The 19531-nt window shown below is 65.4% G+C and carries 10 protein-coding genes; 8 read left to right on the top strand and 2 right to left on the bottom strand.

What is annotated here, in order from left to right; translation table 11 throughout:
- The first annotated feature begins 1 nt into the window (after position 1).
- The 5 genes from QQK16_RS05005 to QQK16_RS04985 are packed head-to-tail and all read left to right on the top strand — an operon-like array spanning position 2 to position 5616.
- Complete coding sequence (locus tag QQK16_RS05005) at positions 2-823, top strand: 1-deoxy-D-xylulose-5-phosphate synthase N-terminal domain-containing protein (protein WP_284195325.1); 822 nt, start codon at positions 2-4, stop codon at positions 821-823.
- A complete protein-coding gene (locus QQK16_RS05000) occupies positions 820-1800 on the top strand; it encodes a transketolase family protein (protein WP_284195324.1) in 981 nt (326 codons plus the stop codon). The genes QQK16_RS05005 and QQK16_RS05000 overlap by 4 nt, the downstream gene beginning before the upstream one ends.
- The gene (locus QQK16_RS04995; protein WP_284195323.1) at positions 1788-3041 is read left to right on the top strand and encodes an ATP-grasp domain-containing protein; all 1254 of its coding nucleotides are present in this window, start codon (positions 1788-1790) and stop codon (positions 3039-3041) included. Before QQK16_RS05000 ends, QQK16_RS04995 begins: the two co-directional genes overlap by 13 nt.
- A complete protein-coding gene (locus tag QQK16_RS04990) occupies positions 3038-4420 on the top strand; it encodes a hypothetical protein (RefSeq protein ID WP_284195322.1) in 1383 nt (460 codons plus the stop codon). The genes QQK16_RS04995 and QQK16_RS04990 overlap by 4 nt, the downstream gene beginning before the upstream one ends.
- Entirely contained in the window at positions 4417-5616 is a 1200-nt protein-coding gene (locus tag QQK16_RS04985) for an MFS transporter (protein ID WP_284195321.1), read from the top strand. Before QQK16_RS04990 ends, QQK16_RS04985 begins: the two co-directional genes overlap by 4 nt.
- 170 nt (positions 5617-5786) lie before the next feature.
- Here the strand turns inward: QQK16_RS04985 and QQK16_RS04980 are convergent, their stop codons facing one another.
- Both QQK16_RS04980 and QQK16_RS04975 read right to left on the bottom strand, forming a co-directional pair.
- On the bottom strand, positions 5787-6599 hold the full coding sequence (locus QQK16_RS04980) for a siderophore-interacting protein (protein WP_284195320.1): 813 nt from the start codon (positions 6597-6599) through the stop codon (positions 5787-5789).
- Positions 6600-6685: 86 nt separating this feature from the next.
- The gene (locus tag QQK16_RS04975) at positions 6686-8968 is read right to left on the bottom strand and encodes a TonB-dependent receptor domain-containing protein (RefSeq protein ID WP_284195319.1); all 2283 of its coding nucleotides are present in this window, start codon (positions 8966-8968) and stop codon (positions 6686-6688) included.
- 228 nt (positions 8969-9196) lie between these two features.
- Here QQK16_RS04975 and fes point away from each other — a divergent pair, with 228 nt between their 5' ends.
- The 3 genes from fes to QQK16_RS04960 all read left to right on the top strand — a co-directional run bounded on the left by fes (position 9197) and on the right by QQK16_RS04960 (position 19445).
- A complete protein-coding gene (gene fes / locus QQK16_RS04970; protein WP_284195790.1) occupies positions 9197-10549 on the top strand; it encodes an enterochelin esterase in 1353 nt (450 codons plus the stop codon).
- 54 nt (positions 10550-10603) lie between these two features.
- A complete protein-coding gene (locus QQK16_RS04965) occupies positions 10604-10816 on the top strand; it encodes an MbtH family protein (RefSeq protein ID WP_284195318.1) in 213 nt (70 codons plus the stop codon).
- A 70-nt stretch (positions 10817-10886) separates the two neighbouring features.
- Positions 10887-19445, top strand: a complete 8559-nt coding sequence (locus QQK16_RS04960; RefSeq protein ID WP_284195317.1) for an amino acid adenylation domain-containing protein — start codon at positions 10887-10889, stop codon at positions 19443-19445.
- Positions 19446-19531 lie beyond the last annotated feature (86 nt).

The following is a 19531-nucleotide window of genomic DNA, read 5'->3' as shown; positions in this document are numbered from 1 at the left end:
CATGCAGACACGCATCGAAGATAGCGATATGCAGGCACCCCGGCACGCTGCCCAATGGGCGCCACTGCAGCAGAAGATAAGGCGAACCATAGTCGATCTGGCGGCCACACCGACAGGCTGCCATATCGGCGGCAGCCTGTCGGTCGCCGACATACTGCTGGCGGCCTTTGCCTGCAGCGATCGAGAGCAAGGTGACGAGGTGATCCTGAGCAAGGGGCATGCGGCAGCCGGGCTGTACGCCGTCATGTACCACCTGGGCGAGTTGGCGGATGACCCGGTAGCCAGCTACGGGGCCAAGGGCTCCATCCTGACCGGCCATCCCAACCACAAGATACCAGGCGTGCGTTTCTCAACCGGCAGCTTGGGCCATGGCGTGGCCTATGCAGTGGGTTGGGCGCTGGCGCGCAAGATGAAGGGCGACCTGCGCCGCGCGCTGGTTGTGGCGGGAGACGGCGAGCTGCAGGAGGGCTTGTGCTGGGAGGCATTCCAGCTGGCCAGTGCCCAACAGCTGGGTAATTTCGTCATGGTGGTGGATCGCAACGGCGGGCAGAACGATGGCGCGGTGGCGGATATATCGCCACTGAACCGGCTGGATCTGCGCTTGCAAGGTTTTGGCTTCTGCGTGGTGGAGCTGGATGGCCACGATGTGCAGGCCATGGTCGACGTCATCCGTGCCCATGACCATCACGGCGGCCAGCCACTGGCCATCATTGCCAACACAGTCAAGGGCAAGGGTGTCCCGGCCATCGAGAACAACCCATCCTGCCATTACGCGGTGCTGCGTCCCGCGCTGGCGCATAAGTGGAAGGAGGCCGTGGTATGAGTCTCGCAGGACGCATTGCCTACCGGGATGAACTGACCCGCCTGGCGCAGGAGCACCCCGGCATTGTCTGCCTGGAGGCTGACCTCGGCGGAGCCAAGCACCCCTTTCAGGAAGCCTTTCCTGATCGGTTCTTCAACCTGGGCATCGCCGAGGCGGCAGCCATAGATTGCGCCACAGCCATGGCATTCAGCGGCTATACGCCGTTCTTCAGCACGTTCGCGCCGTTCGCGGTATTGCGTGCGGCCGAGAGCATCAAGTTATCGCTGGGCTATATGGTCGCCAACGTCAAGATCGTTGCCCCCTATGCCGGCGTGGCTGGTGGCTGGTTCGGCACCACCCACCATTGCCTGGAAGACCTGGCTGTGGTGCAGGCCTTCCCGGGTGTACGCATCCTGGCACCCTACGGCGAGGAGGAGACACGGGAGATGGTCCGTCTGATGGCGACCACCGATGGGCCCTTCTATATGCGGCTGGGTCGTAATGGCGCCTATGCCAGCATCGAAGGCCGCCGTGATGAGCACGGCATCACCTGGCAGCACGAGGAAGGCAGGACGGCTGACAGTCTCTGCGTGGTATCCGTCGGCGAGATGGGTACCGTGGCCGCCCTGGCGGCCTGCGAGCAGCGCAGCGATATCGTGCACGCCCATCTGTGCCAGCTCGATCAAGCCGCGCTGTCGCAGGCTGCCGCTGTGCTGGCTGGCCGATTCCGGGCTGTGCTGGTCGTGGAAGAACATCGTCCCATGGGTGGCATAGGCGCGGCGCTGGCGCTGCTGATGCCCACCTGCCAGGTTTATTCATTCAACTGCGGACAGGCTTGGCCCGGCACTGGTGGTAGCCACGAGGAAGTATTGGCATCGCTGGGCTTCTCGTCCGAAGCGCTGCTGGATCGTATCGCACAAATCACAGCCGAGCCCCTCGGGTCGGCGTCTAACCAAGCAAGTCTCACTAAGAGCGAGGAACTCACATGCATATCCTGATGATTGAATGCAACCCCAATGGTGTTGCTGGCATTGCAAACGCGCTGGAACTCGGCCACGACGTCACGCTGGTCTCGGCCGATCCCGACTTCTATCTGAACGCTTCCCCGCTCGCCAAGCCTGCCTTCGAGCATCCGCGCTGCCAGGTGCTGAAAGCGGCCGATGCTTTTTCCATTGAGGCCCTGGAAGCTCTGGTCAAGCGCGTGCATGCAGAAAAGCCGGTGCATGGCGTGGCAACCTATAGCGAATACCATACCGTGCATGCCGCTTCGGCTGCCCGTGCACTGGGCTTGCCCGGCATGAGCGTGGACGGTGCCCTCAATGCCCGCCACAAGCACCGCACCCGCCTGACCCTGGCCGGTACGGGTATACGCCAGCCGCGCTTTGTCCATGTCCAGAGCCCGGAGCAGATCGAAGCGGCCGTCCGTGAGATCGGTTTCCCCTGCGTGATCAAGCCTTCCGACGGTACTGCCAGCCTGCATGTGCTGCATTTGACCAACGAGGCAGAACTGGCCCGCTATCTGGAAGACCTGGCCAAGGTGGCTGATTACGGCCGTGGTGTGGTCCGCATACCCGACATCCTGGTCGAAGAGTTTGTCGAAGGCGAGCTGGTGTCGGTGGAAGCCTGTGTGCACCAGGGCGGCAAGATCGTGAACCTGGGCATCACCGACCGCTGCCTCAGCGGCTTTCCGTACTTCATCGAAATGGGCGCTACCTATTTTAGCGGCCACCCCCTGCAGGATGAGCTGTTCGCCATGAACGAGCAGGTGCTGCGCCATCTGGGCATCGACTTTGGCTTTATCCATACCGAATACCTGCTGAGCAAGGACGGTCCGGTGCTATGCGAGGTCAATGGCCGCCTCATCGGCGGTATTGTGCCTGGCCTGATGAAGATCTCCAGCGGCGTGGATCCTTATCTGGAGGTGATACGCCAGGCCTTGGGCGAAACCCCCGAGCATCCGCTACCGGGTGAGCTGGTGGCAAGCGTACGTTGGTTTGGGTCGCCCGTGGATGGCACCCTGGCAGAGATCGACCTCGGCGCACTCAAGAGCCTGCCCGGCTATCACGATGCCCTGAGCTATCGCGCCAAGGGCCGTGCGGTGTCGCGTCTGTCCAAGAGCAACTTCGACTGGCTGGGCCACTTGGTATTTACAGGCAGCAGCCGCGATGAGGCGACTGAGCGCTGTGAGGCTGCCCTCGATAACATCCATCTGGCAGTCAACGTCGGCGTGGCGCGATGATGGAACTGGCCACACCAGACGCAGGACAGACCGCCGGCAGCATCCCGGCGGATGGGCGAAGGTCCGTCCGCCGGGTGGCGATTCCGTGCATCGATGCCGACACGATATTTGATGTGACGGTGGAGGAGGGCCTGTTTGCCAGCATCCAGCCTGCGGGGGAGCGGGCGGACAGTGCTGGCCCGGGGGGGCTGGCGGATGTGCCGACCTTGTGGCCGGCCTATACCGAGTGCCACGCCCATTTCGCACTCCCGCCGAACTTCGACGACAGCCTGGATGACCCGGCTATTATGGCCATGCAGTACCTGTACCACGGTGTGGCCCATGTCGTGGACATGTTTGGCTTTCCACTGGTGAAGGCCGCCTGGGAGCGTAGCGCCGCACAGGCTACGCTGCCCTATCCGGAGGTGGTCCATTGCGGTTATGCCGTGACGGCCATGTGCGGTTACGACGGCAAGATAGGGCATGGCAGCGAGTTCCCCGCGCCTGTCTTCATGCTGGGCGGCAAGCACGATCTCGACGTGATCCTGGAAGGCAACCGGCATCTGGGCGCCACCTTTCTCAAGGTGATGTTCACCAATGGCGTGGAACAGCCCGGTGGCAGCCCTCGCTTCTCCCGGATATCGCCCGAGATGCTGGCAGCGCTGGCCCAGGTGGCGAGCGCGCGGGGCATCAGCTGTGTCCTCGACTGCAATACCCGCGACGAAGTCATGCTGGCGCACCACTTTGGCTTCCGCTATTTCGCCCATGCTGTGCGGGACGAGGTGCTGTCCGACGCAGACTGGCAGCAACTGAGCGGCAGCTGCTTTGTGTCCACGCTCAGTGGTTTGCGGCCCATGGTGCTGCGGCGCGAGGAATTCCTCGATGAGTACGGCCGCCCGGGGTTCTCGGATACCCAGGACACCCGGAACCTGGATTTCGTGGCCGGTATCGATGAGCCTTTCGGTATCAAGCGTAACTGCCAGGAATCCCGTACCCGTGCAGTGGAGACCATGCGCCAGAACAGTCTCGCCGCCCTTGAGCGGGGCATGCTGCTGACAGGAACCGATGCGGGCAATAGCGGCTGTTTCCATGGTTACAGTCTGTTGGGCGAGCTACGCCTGCTGAGCGCGCGACCCGACGCTGCCAACCTGCCACTGCAAACGGTCGCTACCGTCGCCGGGCGGCAGTTCTTTGACCGCATGGCAGGTCATGCCTCGCCAGCCCACCCATTGCGCGTGGGGGCGGCGGCCACCTTCAATCTCTTTTCCAGACACGGCCATGCCGCGGGCGGATTGCCCGATGCCACGTTGATCCGTGGCATCCCAGTTGATCGCCAGCAGGTTGTCAAGACTATCCAGGCGCTGCGTGCGTCCCCAACACAAGGAAAAATCACGCTATGACACCTAGCCTGAAAAGGACGCTGTTTGGTATCAATGCGGGTATCGCATTGGCCCATATCGGCAACTTCATCTACTTTCCCCATCTGGTTTCTACCCTGGGGGTCACCTACAGTGGTTTCTGGGCTGGCTTCGTCATGTTCATGACCTATGTCGGCCGGCTGAGCGCCACCTTTTGCTACGAGGGCTTCGCTGCCCGTACCGGCCTGCGTAACAGCATTGTTGCCGGTATCGCGGTGGAGGCCGTGGCACTGGGCCTGATGGCCTACGCCGAAGGTGTTGCCTTCTACAGCCTGCTGGCTTTCTTCGTCGGCTTTGGCTCGGGCCTATCTTTCCCTGGCCTGAAAAACATTCTCGGTACCTTCCCCGAGGCAGACCGGCCCAAGGCTTTCTCCTCGTTCCAGATGGCCTGTCAGCTGGGCGCCATTGCCGGTGCGCTGATCGGTGGCATATTCACTGGCGCTCATATGGCGACCGTGTTTGCGGTGGTATTCGGGCTGTTCATGCTGTATTGCCTGGCGGCATTCTTCTTCATCCCCAGCAGTCCCGCCACCAATCCTGGCGCACCCTTGGTCAATACCAAGATACTCAGCGGCCTGCAGGCGGGTAATGGCACGCAGTATTTCCTGCTGTCCAGCTTGTTCTGGTTTCTCTCCATCAATTTCATCGTGGGCATGCCGCTGCATATGCAGGCCTATGTGAAGGAGATACCGCTGACAGCGCCATTCTGGATTACCGGCATCTGCATACTGATCCTGCAGTACCCCCTGTTCCGCTTTTTCAACCAACGCTTCCAGCCAGGTACGGTGATGGCTGTCGCATTTGCCGGCATGGCCTGCGCCTACCTGTTGTTCGGTGCCGGTATTACCGCAAGCTGGGTGGTACTGGGCTGCTTCCTGGTGATTGTCGGCGATATCCTCTTTACCCCTTCGTTCGATCTGTGGGTATCGGCCAAGATCCCCAGCGACCGCCTGGCCAAGGCCATGGGCGCGATGCATTTCTTCCGCAGCTTCGGCAATATGGTTGGCACCTTTATGGCGGGCCTGTTATTCGACCTGTCGCGCCACGTTGCCATCCCTGGTATCAACTGGTACATCGTTGCAGCCATCGCCTCCTCGGCGGCGGTCTTCAGCTACCTCAGTGGCCGTCGTGAATCTGAGGCAGCAACTGCCTTGGTCGCACAGAAAGAGGCGGGCTGATCGTCTAGTAGACGCCCTCTGCTGCTGCCAGGCGACCTTGCCTGGCAGCAGGCTTGCGCGACGCCTGGCCTCTAGATACCGGGTACGGTGTATTCGGGCAGCCTTTGTCTCGTGTGGGACATGGCTGCGTTCAGCTCAACGTTCCAGATGCTACCCGCGCCCAGGCGGTATCAGTCGTCCAGCGTCTCGTGCGAGGCCATCTCGCCTTGTTTCCAGTAGCTTGCGGCGCGCACCCGTGCCTTGTCCCACCCCCGCTCCAGCAGCAGGCTGCGTACGGCCCTGACCATAGCCAATTCGCCGGCTACCCAGGCATAGCCCTGGCCTGTAGGGGTGGCCCATTGCTGCAGGGCGGCGAGCATGCTGTCCGCCTGTCTATGGGGGCTGTCTGCCGTTAGCCAGGTAAGGTGCAGTTGGGCGGCGCTCTGCAGCGTGAGCCGAGCCGCCTCGTGGCCGACAGACAGGAAGGCATGGGCCTGGCAGCCGGCGGGTAGCTCCTCCAGCCTGCGGGCAATGGCGGGCAGGGCGCTTTCGTCGCCGACCAGCAGGTGCCAGTCATAGCCGGTGGGAATCACGAAGGAGCCACGTGGCCCGCCTATGCCTATGCATTGCCCTGGCTGGGCTTGCGCGGCCCAGAGGGTTGCTGGTCCCGCATCGTGCAGCACGAATTCGATGTCCAGTTCGCCGGTGGCGGCATCGTAGCGCCGTGGGGTGTAGTCGCGGGTGATGGGCTTGCTGCGGCCCTGGGGGTAGACGGGGCCATCCGGGCCCAGGGTCGGCAGGGCGGGTGCGGTTTCGCCGGGGTGGGGCAGAAAGACCTTGAGGTGATCGTCGAACGAGGCCGAGATGAAATCGGCCAGGTCGTCGCCGGTAAAGGTGATGCACACCATATAGGGCGAAAGGCGAACGACCCGGCGTACCTGCAGCAGCCTGAACTTCAGGGGATGCCGCAGGCGTTCTACGGTCAGTGGTGTGGAGGGTGTCATGGAGGAATCCTGTCTGTGGAGTAGCGGCTCTTAGGGATGCACCCAAAAGACCACCACCTTAGGGAGGGCGGTGGCCTGGCTGGGTATCAGTAGCGGTAGTCCAGCGTGATGCCGGCGGTTCTCGGCTGGCCCACGGTGCCGATATTGGAACTGCGGCCGGTGTTGACGTGATAGAGCACGTCTTCGTCGGTTGCGTTTTTCATATAGGCCCTTACCGTGTAGCTGCTGGCCGCGTAGCCGGCATTAAGGTTGACGACGGTGTAGCCGCCGGCCTTGAATGCCGGGTTGTTGTCGATCTCCGAGTAGTAGTCACCGGTGCGGTTGAGATCGGCACCGACAAACCAGCCACTGTCGAAGCGCTGCTTGAAGCCCAGGTTGGCGGTCAGCCTGGGGGCGTAGTTGAAGTGATTGCCCAGGATGGCCGGGCTGCCGGCGGGTGCGCCGGTGACCTTGGTATTGAGCAGGCCCAGCGAGCCGAACAGCTCCAGGGTGCGGGTGGCCATGCCGTTGAGGCTGATTTCCAGGCCGTAGCTGCGGCCCTTGGGGATGTTGACGAAGCGGCGGTTCAGCAGGGCCTGATAGTCGTCGTAGCGGTTGAAGAAAAGGTTGGTGTTGAGGTTCAGGCGTTTGTCCAGCAAGACCGAACGGGTGCTCAGCTCATAGGTGCTGACCTCTTCCTTGCCGTACTCGTAGAACTCGCTGGTGATCCAGTCGATGCTGCCGGCGCCGGGGTTATAGCCTTTGCGGGCAGTGAAGCCCAGGGTGGTTTCGGGCGACAGCCGGTAGCTGAGTCCCAGCTTGGGCAGCAGCATGGTTTCGCCGATATCGGTCCGGATATGGCCGGCCCAGGGGCGTCCCGGCCAGGCCATGACGTCGCGGTCCTGTTCCTCTCGTTCGATGCGGCCGCCCAGAATCAGATCCAGCTTGCTGCCTAGCGCGATGGTGGATTCACCGTACAGCGCCATCGTCTTGACCTTGTCATCGCCCTCGAAGCCATCGGGGCCGGCATAGAGGTCTTGGTGGCGATCGTAGTAGAACAGGCCGATCACGCCGCGAACGCCGCTATCCCTGGCGTCGTAGACCAGCCGCGATTCCAGGGTATTGCTGTCTTCATCCAGCTTGAGCGAGAAGCGATCGGGGCCGGATTCCTGGAAGTTTGCATCGTAGTTGCCACGGCTGTAGAGGAAGTGGCCGGTCAGTACGGGCGAGAACTCATAACTGATATCGGTACTGACGGTGGTATTGGCGGAATCCTGGTAGCGGGTGTTCGAGGCGATGCCACGGAACTGGTGGTCGAAGAAGTTGCCATCGACGGTGTTGAGGTACTCGCCCTTGTTGGCGCGATGGGACACGGTCAGCTTGGCCGATAGCTGGGGGGCGTCCTTGGGCAGCCAAAGCAGTTTGGCGCGCACATTGTTGCGGCGGATTTCGGAGGGATCCCACGGCCAGTTGCCGGGATAGTCGATGAAACCGTGGCCGCGCAGCCCTTCGGCGGCAACACGGAAGGCCAGTTCGTCCTCGACCAGGGGGCCGGATACCACGCCGGCCAGCAGGGTCTTGCCGTCCTGGTTCTCGTAGCCGATGCGCGCCGCGCCTTCCCACTGGAAGCTTGGGTCCTTGGTGTTGACGACAATGGCGCCGCCTATGGTATTGCGGCCCTGGGTGGTGGACTGCGGGCCGGCCATGACTTCGACCTGGGCGATATCCCACAGGCCGGCATCGACATAGCGCTGGCCGGACCAGCTCTCGGAGACGCCGTCGACCGAGGTGCTGACGCGCGGACGGGCGCCGGAGACAAAGGAGAAGACGCCGGTCGATGGGCCTGTGCCGGAGATGCCGCGCATATTGGGAATGCCGGCGCCGTTGAAGCTTACATTGGGCGCACGGTTGACGACGTCGTAGACCGAGCGCAAGCCGCCCTGGTCGACATCGCGGCCGCGCAGCACGGTTACCGCCGTGGTGGTTTCCTGCAGCGAACGGTTGATCTTCTCGCCGGTCACCGTGATGGTGGCCAACTCGCCTTCGGCCGTGTACAGCGTAAAGCGGCCATTGCCCTGGACCGCAATATGCAGGCCGGTACCCGCCAGCAGGGCGGTCAGAGCGGCTTGCGGGGTGTGGCTGCCCTGTACGGCCTGGCCATTCAGATTCTTGAGCAGGGATTCTTCCACCGTCACCTGGACGCCCGATTGCCGGATGAACTGCTTGAGCTGGCTGGCCAGTGCGCCGGCGGGGATCTGGTATTGCTGCTGCACGGCAGCGGTTTCCGCGGCCCAGCCGCTGCCCACGGTGGCCATGGCAGTCATGCAGGCAAGTGTCAGTTTGCTAGCCAGCAGCAAGGCATGGCGGTGGGTCTGTCTACCTCTGTCCATCGTGGTTTCTTTCCCTGGTGATGATCTATACAGCGTCTCAGCGTATTCTCAATTAAGAATACAAATGATAATATTTCTCATTATTACATAAAACGCCGCACCGAGCCTAGATGGGCGCTACGCCGCTTTGGGTCTGGAGAGACGTTGCGGGATATCAGCCCAGTGCGGCCAAGGCTACCAACCTGGCTGTGCTGCTGGGCATTCTGGAGGAGAGTGGATTTGAACCCTGTGGCACCCGAAACGGCAGCCTGGCTGCAAGCGGTGGAGGTGGGCAGTGAGCGATGGTGGCAGGCAGTTGCCAAGCTGGGCGCGCCGCTGTGCGAGCCGGTGGCCGAGGATACCTATTGCATCACCTTTCTCTGGCGCGATCCGGCAGGGGATGAATCCCGCTCTGCTACCCACCGGGTCTATATCGATGTGAACTCGGTGACCAACCACCATGCCTTCGACCCCGAATCGCTGCAGCGCATTGCCGGCACCGATGTGTGGTACTGGCAGGTGCTGCTGCCTGCCAGCTGGCGGGGCAGCTATGCCTTTATTCCGGTCGATGCCAGCCTGTTGCCGCCGATGGCCGAGGGCACGCTGGAGGACAGGCGTGACCGTCACCGACAGTGGTGGCGGTCGGTCATGGGGCTGGCGCAGGCCGATGCCCTGAACCCACTGCCGCCCCATGCCAGCGGCTGGGCCGGCATGCTGTCCGCCTTGCACCTGCCCGGCGCACCCGACCAGTCTGCCTGGCGGGTGCATGACCGTGGTGAGGGCAAAGGCCAGGCTGCGCAGCACCTGAAGAAGCTGCATTGGAAAAGTGACTTGCTGGGCAACCAGCGAACTGTCTGGGTCTATGCCTGTGGCCAGGCCGATACCCCGGCCGAGCAGCTGGCGCGACCCTTGGTGCTGCTGCTGGACGGGCAGCACTGGGCTGAGCGCATGCCCATCTTTTCTGCGCTTGAGGCCCGCACCGAGGCGGGCGATCTGCCTGCCGCCGTCTATGTCCTGATCGATGTCATCGACGGTGGCTACCGCCAGGCGGAGCTGTCGTGCAATCCCCTGTTCTGGCAGGCCGTGCAGCATGAATTGTTGCCCTGGGTCGCCGGCCTGGTACCCAGTAGCTCCAAGCCGGCCCGTACCGTGGTGGCGGGCCAGAGCCTGGGAGGGCTGGCCGCCCTCTATGCCGGGCTGCACCATCCGCAGCGCTTTGGTGCGGTGCTGAGCCAGTCGGGCTCGTTCTGGTGGCCCTATGTGGAACTCCTGCAGGCGCCGCCGGGCGAGGCCTGCCCACGCAAACCCGGCAGCCGTGGCCGGCTGGCCGAACTGCTGACTGACGGCACCTTGCCGCCTGGCCACCTGCGGGTTTTTCTGGAGGTGGGCAGCCGCGAGGACGTGATGATAGACCTGAACGACAGCGTGCATGAGGGCTTGTGCCAGGCTGGCCATGCCGTGGCCTACCAGCAGTTCGAAGGTGGCCACGACTGGCTTTGCTGGCGCGGTGGCCTGCTTGACGGCCTGGCCTGGTTGCTGGCGGCGCCGAGCGGCACTCGCACGGATACCGCGTTACCTATGTCGGCCGACCAGGCCCGCTAGCCCGCATACACCATAAGCCAGCCCAGGCGGGGTGGCGATCTGAAGGAGAAAACCATGCATGCCGACACCCCCAATCCGTTTGACGACGAAAGCCAGACTTTTCTGGTGCTGATCAATGCGCAGGCGCAGTACAGCCTGTGGCCCACGCTGGCGGCCGTGCCCGCCGGCTGGCATAGCGTGCTGGGCCCCGAGAGTCGCGCGGCCTGCATGGCCTACCTCGATACCAACTGGGCCGATATCCGCCCCCGCCAACTGCGCGGCGCCTGACCCGGCCGCTGTCTATCGCCATGGCGGCCGGCCTACCAGGCGGGCCGGCCCAGGCCAAGGGAACTACGACGTGTTGAATACCGCAAAATCGCAGTCGCCTGCCGACGACCTGCTGGAACTGCCCTTGCTCGGCGCGCAGCTGGGCATCTGGCTGGCTGATCAGATTGCCGACCGGAAGAATCTCTATACCGTGGCCCACTATGCCGAATTGACCGGCCAGGTGGATACCGACCTGCTATCCCAGGCGATACGGCAGGGGCTGAGCGAGGCAGATACGCTGCATGCCCGTTTTGTCGAGACGGCTGCAGGGCCGGTGCAGCGATTGCCGCAGCACAGGCTGCCGGCGGCCATGCCAGGGCCCGTGTGCGTGGACCTGACCGCCGAGCCCGATCCGGCCGCGGCGGCGCTGCAACTGATGCGTTCAGACCTGGAGCACGCGCTGCCTGCCGATGGCGAGGCGCCCTTGTTCTGCCATAAGCTGATGCGCCTTGGGGCCGATCGCTGGTTCTGGTATCAGCGCTACCATCATGCCTGTGTCGATGGCTACAGCTTTGCCGCGCTGACCCGCCGCATGGTTGAAATCTACAACGCGCTGCGCCGTGGCGAGATACCGTCGGCCAGCCCTTTCGTCCCGTTCGGCCGTGTGGTGGAAGAGAGCCAGGCTTATCGCCAGGGCGAAGCCTGGCAGCGCGACAAGGCCTTCTGGCAGGACTATGCGGGCCGCCTGGCCCTGCCGGTCAGCCTGTCCAGCCGCGACGCCGGCCCGGCCAGTGTCGCCAATGTCGAGGTGCTGCGGCAGCGGCTGCATTGGCCGCCGCAACAGGTCGCACAACTGGCCCGGCTGGGCGAGGCCGACCGCCTGAGTCCGGCCGAACTGGCCATGGCGGCGGTCGTGGCCTACCTCCATCGCCTGAGCGGGCAGGCCGACATTGTGGTGGGCGTGCCCTTTATGCGGCGCCTGGGCTCGGTGGCGGTTCGCGCTTGCGGGCCGGTGGTGAATGTGCTGCCCCTGCAGGTGACGGTGCAGGCCGAGGAGACCTTGCCCCAGCTGGCGCAGCGCATGGTGGCTGGGCTGCGCCAAATACGCCGGCATGAGCGCTACGATGCCGAGCAATTGCAGCGCGATATGGGCCTGGTGGGCTCGCGCCGCGCACTGTATGGCCCGACGCTCAATCTCAAGATCTACGACCAGCAGCTGGCGCTGGAAGGTGCCAGCGGCATGACCCATCTGCTGGCCGCTGGCCCGGTGGAAGACCTGGAGTTCGGCCTGTGGCTGGAAGACGGCGCGCTGACGCTGGAACTGGCTGCCAATCCCGCCCGTTACCGCGCCGATGAGCTGGCTTTGCACGCTGAACGACTCGATACCCTGCTGCGCGGGCTGCTGGCCGGTGAGCAGACGCCGCTATCGGCGCCGGCACTGCCGGGGCAGGCCGAGCTGGCCCGGCTGGCGGCGTGGTCGCAGGGGGCAATGGTAGACGATGCGGCCGATGTCATGGCGGTGTTCTGGCAGCAGGCCGAGGGCCAGGCGGCGGAGCGCGCCCTGGTGTGCAATGGCCAGGCGCTGGACTTTGCCACGCTGGCCGGGCAGGTGGCCCAACTGGGCCGGGAACTTTTGGTACAGGGCCTGGGGGCGGACGATGTGGTCGCCATTGCACTGCCACGGGGCGCGCAGGCCGTGGTGGCCATCCTGGCCGTACTGGCGGCCGGCGCTGCCTATCTGCCATTGGAGCTGGATTACCCCGATGAGCGTCTGGCCTTGATGTGCGAGGACGCCCGGCCGGCACTGCTGCTGACCACGACGGCCTTGCGCGGCCGGCTGCCGGCCATGGACAGCGTGCTGAGCCTGGACGACGCGGTGGTGATGCAGCGCATGGCTGCGCGGTCGCTTATGCCTATCGATGATGGCGAGCGGCGCCAGCCATTGCAGGCCGCGCACCTCGCCTACCTGATTTATACCTCGGGTTCCACCGGCACACCCAAGGGCGTGATGGCTTGCCGAGGGGGTTTGAACAACCTGCTGGCATCGCACCGCCATGGCCTCTATGGCGACACCCTGGCGGCCCTGGGCGGGCGCCGATTACGGGCCATGCACAGCACTTCGTTCGCTTTTGATGCCTCGTGGGAGCAGTTGTTCTGGCTGGTGCTGGGGCAAGAACTGCACCTGTGCGACGAGATGCTACGGCGCGATGCCCAGGCGCTGGTTGAACTGGTGCGCAGCCAGGCCATCGACGCCATCGATATGCCGCCCTCGCTATTGCAGCAGATGCTGGATTGCGGCCTGCTGGCGGCAGGCTGGCACCAGCCCTGCCTGGCCCTGGTGGGTAGCGAGGCGGTCTCGCCGGCCCTGTGGCGGACAGTGCGGCAGTACCCCAGCCTGCGGGTGCACAATTTCTATGGCCCCACCGAATACACCGTCGATACCCTGAGTGCCGATGTCGTCCTGAGCGAGGAGCCCGTGGTGGGGCGGCCGGTGGCCAACACCCGCGTCCATGTGCTCGATGCCCAGCTGCGCCCGGTGGCAACCGGCATGGTGGGCGAACTGTATATAGCCGGGCCGGGGCTGGCGCGGGGCTATCTGGGTCGGCCGGCCATGACGGCCAGCCGCTTCGTGGCCGACCCCTGGGCCGATGGCGGCCTGATGTACCGCACTGGCGACCTGGTGCGCTGGCGTGCCGACGGGCAACTGGAATTCATCGGCCGGGGTGACCAGCAGGTCAAGGTACGCGGCTTCCGTATCGAGCTGGGCGAGGTTGAGCATGCACTGGCCGCGCTGCCGGGCGTGACGGGTGCGGTGGTGCTGGCGCAGGCCGTGGGCAGCAGCCACCGCCTGGTCGCCTACTGCGTGCTGGCGGACGGTCTGGCGGCTGAGGAGGGCCGGGAACAGGCCCTGCTGGCCGAGCTGGCCGGCCACCTGCCGGACTATATGGTGCCGGCCGCCTTGATGCTGCTGCCGGCATGGCCCTTGACGGTCAATGGCAAGATAGACCGCAAGGTCCTGCCCGCTATCGTGCCGCAGGCTGCGGCCACGCAGCGCGAAGCAGCCACCGAGGCTGAACGGCTGGTCTGCCAGAGCGTGGCCAAGGTGCTGGGCCTGGCAGGCGTGGGCGCGGACGATGATTTCTTCAGCCTGGGGGGCGACAGCATCTCGGCCATGAGCCTGGGGAGTGAACTGCGCCGTGGCGGTTTTCTGCTGCGCCCCCGTGACATCTTTGCCTTGCGCACGCCGTCGCGCATGGCCGGGGCCATGCAGGCACTCGCCGGCGTCGAGTCTGTGGTGGGCGACGCGGTCGGCAAGGTAGGCCGCTTACCCATAGTCAGTTGGTTCCACCAGCACTACGGGTTGGATAGGCGCTACGCCCAGGCCGTGCTGCTGAAGCTGCCTGCAGGCGTGGCCAAGCGCCACCTGGCGCAGGCGCTGCTGGCCCTGCAGCGCGCCCACCCGGCCCTGCGCAGCAAGGTGGAAGGCGATGGCCTGGTGCTCGGCCAGATCCATGCCGAACTCGATAGCCGCATCCTGCATGAAGCGGCGCTGGCCGATGGCGAGCTGGACTCGCTGTTCCGGCAGGCCGCTGCCCGCCTGGTGCCATCGCAAGGTCTGATGATGCAGGCGATCCGCCTGACCAGCAGCGCAGGCGAGGCCTCGCTGCTGTGGGTGATCCACCATCTGGCGGTCGATGGGGTGTCCTGGCGCGTCCTGCTGTCCGAACTGGCCCTTGCCTGCGAGGCCGCCATGGCCGGTGTGACGCCCATGGTGCCGCGTGAGGAGACGGCACTGCCGGACTGGTCGCGCAGCCTGGCCGCCAGCGTGCCTGCCCGCCGTGCCGAGCTGGCCATGTGGCGGGGCATGCTGGCCGACCCGCTCCCTGCCTGGGGCCGGCGACCGCTTGATGCCACCCAGGATCACTATGGCGCGGCCAGACAGCAGCGCACGCTGCTCGACGCCGACCTGACCGACGCCTTGCTGCTGAGCCTGCCAGCCGCCTACCGCGCCAACGTCGAGGAAATACTGCTGACGGCCGTGAGCATGGCCTGCAAGACCGTCTTCGGCTCGCCCCAGCTGCGCCTGGCGATGGAATCGCACGGGCGGCAGAGCGACGACGAGCGTGTGGACCTGGGGCGCACCGTGGGCTGGCTGACGGCCGAATACCCGGTGGGCCTTGATCTGCGTGCCGTGACAACGCCAGTGGAGGCGGTGCGGGCTATCAAGCAGGGCTTGCGGCAGATACCTGAGCGGGGCCTGGGCTACGGTGTGCTGCGCTATCTGGACGACGACCATGGGCCGGCGCTGGCAGCGCTGGAGGCACTGCATAGGCCGGCCATGCTGTTCAACTACTTGGGCCGCTTTGGCGCCAGCGAGGGCGACTGGATGCCGCAGCGGGCCGGCGGCTGCTTCGCCGATGCCTTTGCCGTGGACATGGACCCGGACATGGCGATGTTGTACGGGCTGGAACTCAATGCCTTTGTTGAAGAGGGCGCTGCCAGGCCGCGCCTGGCGCTGAACTGGAGCTGGGCGCCAGCCATCCACGACGAGGCCACCATCGCCCATCTGCACCAGGCGCTGGCGCAGCATGCCGGCGAGCTGGCGGCGTATGCGCAGCAGCATGCCGATGCCGCCAGTGACACGCTGGTGGCGGCGCAGACCCCGCTGGCGCCGGGGCTGACGCTGAGCGCTGCCGAGCTGGCGGCCTTGCGCGAGCGGCATGGCCCCCTGGCGGCGGTGCTGCCCGTCTTGCCCTTGCAGGAAGGGCTGCTGTTCCACGCACAACTGGGCGAGACCGCGAGCAAGTACAACTCCATCACCCGGCTGGATTTCACCGGGCCGATCGATGTGGCCGGCCTGCGCGATGCGCTGGAGGCCGTGCTGAGGCGCCATCCTCAGCTGGGGGCGCGGTTTGACGACGAATTGCGGCAGGAGGCACTGCAGGTGCTGCCCTTGCCGCCCACGCAGGCAGGGCACCGCTGGCCCTGGCAGGAGGTTGATCTGGGCAGCCTGCCACGCGATGCACAGGCGGCGGCCCTGCAGGAACTGGAGCGCGCCGAGCTGGATCGCGATTTCGTCATCGGCACGGCCGGCAAGGCACCCTTGCTGCATGCTCTGCTGGCGCACCATGGCGACGCCGTGCACAGCCTGTTCATCACCGCCCACCACTTGGTGGTGGACGGCTGGTCCACGCCCATCCTGTTGCGCGACCTGCTGCTGGCCTACGGTGACGGCCCCGCATGCCTGCGGCCTACGCGGGTGGACTACGCCACCGTGGTACAGGCCCTGTCGCGGCGCGACCTGGCTGCGGCGCGGACGCTATGGCGCGAGGTACTGGACCATGCCAAACCCACCTTGCTGTATGGCGGCGAGACAGCCGAACCGGAGGTACACGAGCTGGAGATGGTCGTCCCCGCCAAGCTGGAGCAGGCACTGACGGCCCGTTGCCGAGAGCAGGGGGTGACGCTCAATACCCTGATGCAGGGGGTGTGGGCGGCATTGCTGTCCATCCTCACCGGCCGCGACGATGTGGTGTTTGGATCGCCGGTATCGGGCCGCTTCAGCCCGGTGGATGGCATAGACGAGCATATTGGCCTGTTCAGCAACACCATTCCGGTACGTATCCGCCTCAACCCGCAACAGCCGCTGCTGGCGCAACTGACCGCCGTGCAGGCGCAGCAGATACAGCTGCTGGAGAACGATGGCCTGGGCCTGGGCGAGATACAGCGGCTGGCGGGGCAGACCAATCTGTTCGATACCCTGCTGGTGGTGGAGAACTACCCGGACCAGGATGATCTGCATGCCCGGAACTACCGTGGTGCGCAACTGGGTGCGCTGCGCAACCGTGGCCATACCCATTACCCGCTCACCGTCCTGGTACTGCCGGGCGAGCAGCTGCGGCTGTTGATCGAGTATCGCAATCTGGTGCGCGAGCCGGCCTTGCTGGCCGAGCGGCTACGCATGCTGCTGGACTACCTGGCCTACCGGCCTGAGCTGCCGTGGGGCGACTATCTGGCACCGACGCCCGCCGAGCTGCAGCTGGTGGACGCGATCAACGCCACCCAGGCCGAGGTGCCAAGCACGACCTTGCGCGCCATGCTGGCGGAGCAGGCCGGGCGCACGCCCCAGTGGCCGGCGCTGCTGGACGAGGTACACCAGCTGGACTACTGGCAGACGCGCCGCCAGGTAGCACTGCTGGGTGCGCGCATGCAGGCGGCCGGGGTGGGGCTGGGCGATATTGTCGCCGTGGCGCTGCCGCGTTCGGTCCTGCTCAGCCTGGCGCTGATGGCGGCGATAGAGGCCGGAGCGGCCTACCTGCCGCTGGATACCGGCTACCCAGACGAGCGCCTGGCCTATATGGTCGGCGACGCAAAGCCTGCCGCGATCGTGACCACCAGCGCACTGGCGGCGCGCTTTGCACACCTGGGCAAGCTGTTCCTGGTCGATGCGCTGGAGCCGGATGCCGGCCAGCCTCTGCCGGCCTGTGCGGCGGACGGGCTCACGCCTGAGCATCCGGCCTATCTGCTGTACACCTCCGGCTCCACGGGCCGGCCCAAGGGGGTGCTGGTATCGCACCAGGCCATCGTCAACCGGCTGGTGTGGATGCAGCATGAGTATGGCCTGAGCGCCGAGGACGTGGTGCTGCAGAAGACACCCTGCAGTTTCGATGTGTCGGTCTGGGAGTTCTTCTGGCCATTGCTGTACGGAGCGCGCCTCTACATGGCACCGCCTGAGTCGCACCGCGACCCGGAGGCCCTGCTGCGCCTGATCGACGAGCAAGGCATTACCACAGCGCACTTTGTGCCCTCGATGCTGGCGGCCTTCGTGGGCCACCTGCAAGGGCTGCCGGTCGCGGAGGCAGGCCATTGCGCCAGCCTGCGCCGGGTATTCTGCAGCGGCGAAGCCCTCTCGCGCGAACTGGCCTACCTGTATGGCGTGTTGCTGGCGGCGCCATTGCATAATCTGTACGGCCCCACCGAAGCGGCCGTTGATGTCAGCTACAAGCCGGCGGCAGATGACGACGCCGGTACCCGGCTGGCGGCCAGCGTACCTATCGGCCGCCCGGTCTGGAACACCCAGCTGCGCATCCTCGACCACTACCTGCGGCCGGTGCCGGTGGGCGTGCCGGGCGAGCTGTACCTGGCCGGCATACAGCTGGCCCATGGCTATCTGGGCCGGCCCGACCTGACGGCGACCCGCTTTGTGGCCGACCCCTGGGGCGATGGCGAGCGCATGTACCGTACCGGCGACGTGGCGCGCTGGCTGCCGACCGGCGATGTGGAATACCTGGGCCGCAGCGATGACCAGGTCAAGATACGCGGACAGCGCATCGAGCTGGGCGAGATCGAGGCGGTGCTGCTGATACAGCCCGGCGTTGCACGGGCAGTGGTGCATGCCCGCACCCTGGGCAGCCAGCCGGGCATGGCAGGAGCCGATACCCGGCAACTGGTGGGCTATGTGGTTCCCAGCGATCCCGCGGCGGACTTGGACACTACGGCCTTGCGCGCGGCGCTGGCGGCCCGGATGCCCGCGCATATGGTGCCGGTGGCGATCGTCAGCCTGGCCAGTTTTCCGCTCAGTGCCAACGGCAAGCTGGACCGCAAGGCTCTACCCGAGCCATCCGGCGCGGCTGCATCCGGCGGCCGGTTGCCGCGGCCAGGCCTGGAGAGCCAGGTGGCGGCGGCCTTTGCCCGTATCCTGGCGGTGCCGGCCGTGCTGGCGGAGGACGATTTCTTTGCACGGGGCGGCCACTCGCTGCTGGCCATGCGACTGGCGGCAGAACTGCGGCGCGAATTGCGGCAGGGTGTGTCGGTCGGGCAGATCATGGTCTCGCCCACGGTGGCCAAGCTGGCTGCCGTACTGGGCGATGCCGGGCAGGCGGCAGACCCGGCCAATGCCGGTTTCGGCGAGGTGCTGCACCTGCGGCCCGGCCAGGGCAAACCCTTGTTCTGCATCCACCCGGCATCGGGCTTTGCCTGGCAGTACAGCGGCTTCTCCCGCTACCTGCCCGAGGGCCTGGGCCTGGTCGGGCTGCAGTCGCCACGGCCGCAAGGTGCGATCGCGGCCAGCGCCGACATGCCGGCCATGGTGGAACAGCACCTGACCAACCTACGGCGCATACAGCCACTGGGCCCCTATCACCTGATCGGCTATTCGCTGGGCGGCACGGTGGCACAGGGCCTGGCTGCAAGGTTGCAGGCAGAAGGCGAGACGGTGGCCTTCCTGGGCCTGCTCGATACCTACCCACCCGAGGGACAGGACTGGAGCGGCCCGACAGAGGAGGAGGCTAAGTCCGAGGTGGCGCGCGAGCAGGCGCAGTTCATGGCGGCGACCGAAGAGGCAGCGGACGATTTCATGCTGCGCGAGAAGACCGAGATGTTTGGCCATATCGTGGCCAACTACCAGGACGCCGTCCGCCTGTTGTCACAGGCCAGTACCAAGCGGTTCGAGGGCCAGGCGGTGCTGTTCGTCGCCAAGCGGACCCTGCCGCAGGGCATGGACGTGCAGCAGACCTGGGCACCGTTCGTGGCCGGCCTAGCGGTGCATGAGTTCGACTGCGCGCACGAGGACATCGTCTCGCCGGCGTCGCTGGAGGTGCTGGGGCCGTGCCTGGCGCAATTGCTGGGGGAGATTGATACCTTGGGTTGAGGGCTATTCGGGCCGGTGCCTCAAGGCGCCGGCCTAGAGTCCGCTTGCGCGTTCATCGTTGAATTTAGGTGGCGAATGTAAAGGCA

The organism is Chitinimonas prasina, assembly GCF_030160395.1.
In the GTDB taxonomy this organism is placed as follows: domain Bacteria; phylum Pseudomonadota; class Gammaproteobacteria; order Burkholderiales; family Chitinimonadaceae; genus Chitinimonas; species Chitinimonas prasina.
This window is presented reverse-complemented; position numbering and strand designations above follow the sequence as displayed.

What these genes read in the sequence shown, in the direction of transcription:
- QQK16_RS05005 (WP_284195325.1), top strand. Translation starts at nt 2, where the DNA reads ATGCAGACACGCATCGAAGATAGCGATATGCAGGCACCCCGGCACGCT.
- QQK16_RS05000 (WP_284195324.1), top strand. Translation starts at nt 820, where the DNA reads ATGAGTCTCGCAGGACGCATTGCCTACCGGGATGAACTGACCCGCCTG.
- QQK16_RS04995 (WP_284195323.1), top strand. Translation starts at nt 1,788, where the DNA reads ATGCATATCCTGATGATTGAATGCAACCCCAATGGTGTTGCTGGCATT.
- QQK16_RS04990 (WP_284195322.1), top strand. Translation starts at nt 3,038, where the DNA reads ATGATGGAACTGGCCACACCAGACGCAGGACAGACCGCCGGCAGCATC.
- QQK16_RS04985 (WP_284195321.1), top strand. Translation starts at nt 4,417, where the DNA reads ATGACACCTAGCCTGAAAAGGACGCTGTTTGGTATCAATGCGGGTATC.
- QQK16_RS04980 (WP_284195320.1), bottom strand. Translation starts at nt 6,599, where the DNA reads ATGACACCCTCCACACCACTGACCGTAGAACGCCTGCGGCATCCCCTG.
- QQK16_RS04975 (WP_284195319.1), bottom strand. Translation starts at nt 8,968, where the DNA reads ATGGACAGAGGTAGACAGACCCACCGCCATGCCTTGCTGCTGGCTAGC.
- QQK16_RS04965 (WP_284195318.1), top strand. Translation starts at nt 10,604, where the DNA reads ATGCATGCCGACACCCCCAATCCGTTTGACGACGAAAGCCAGACTTTT.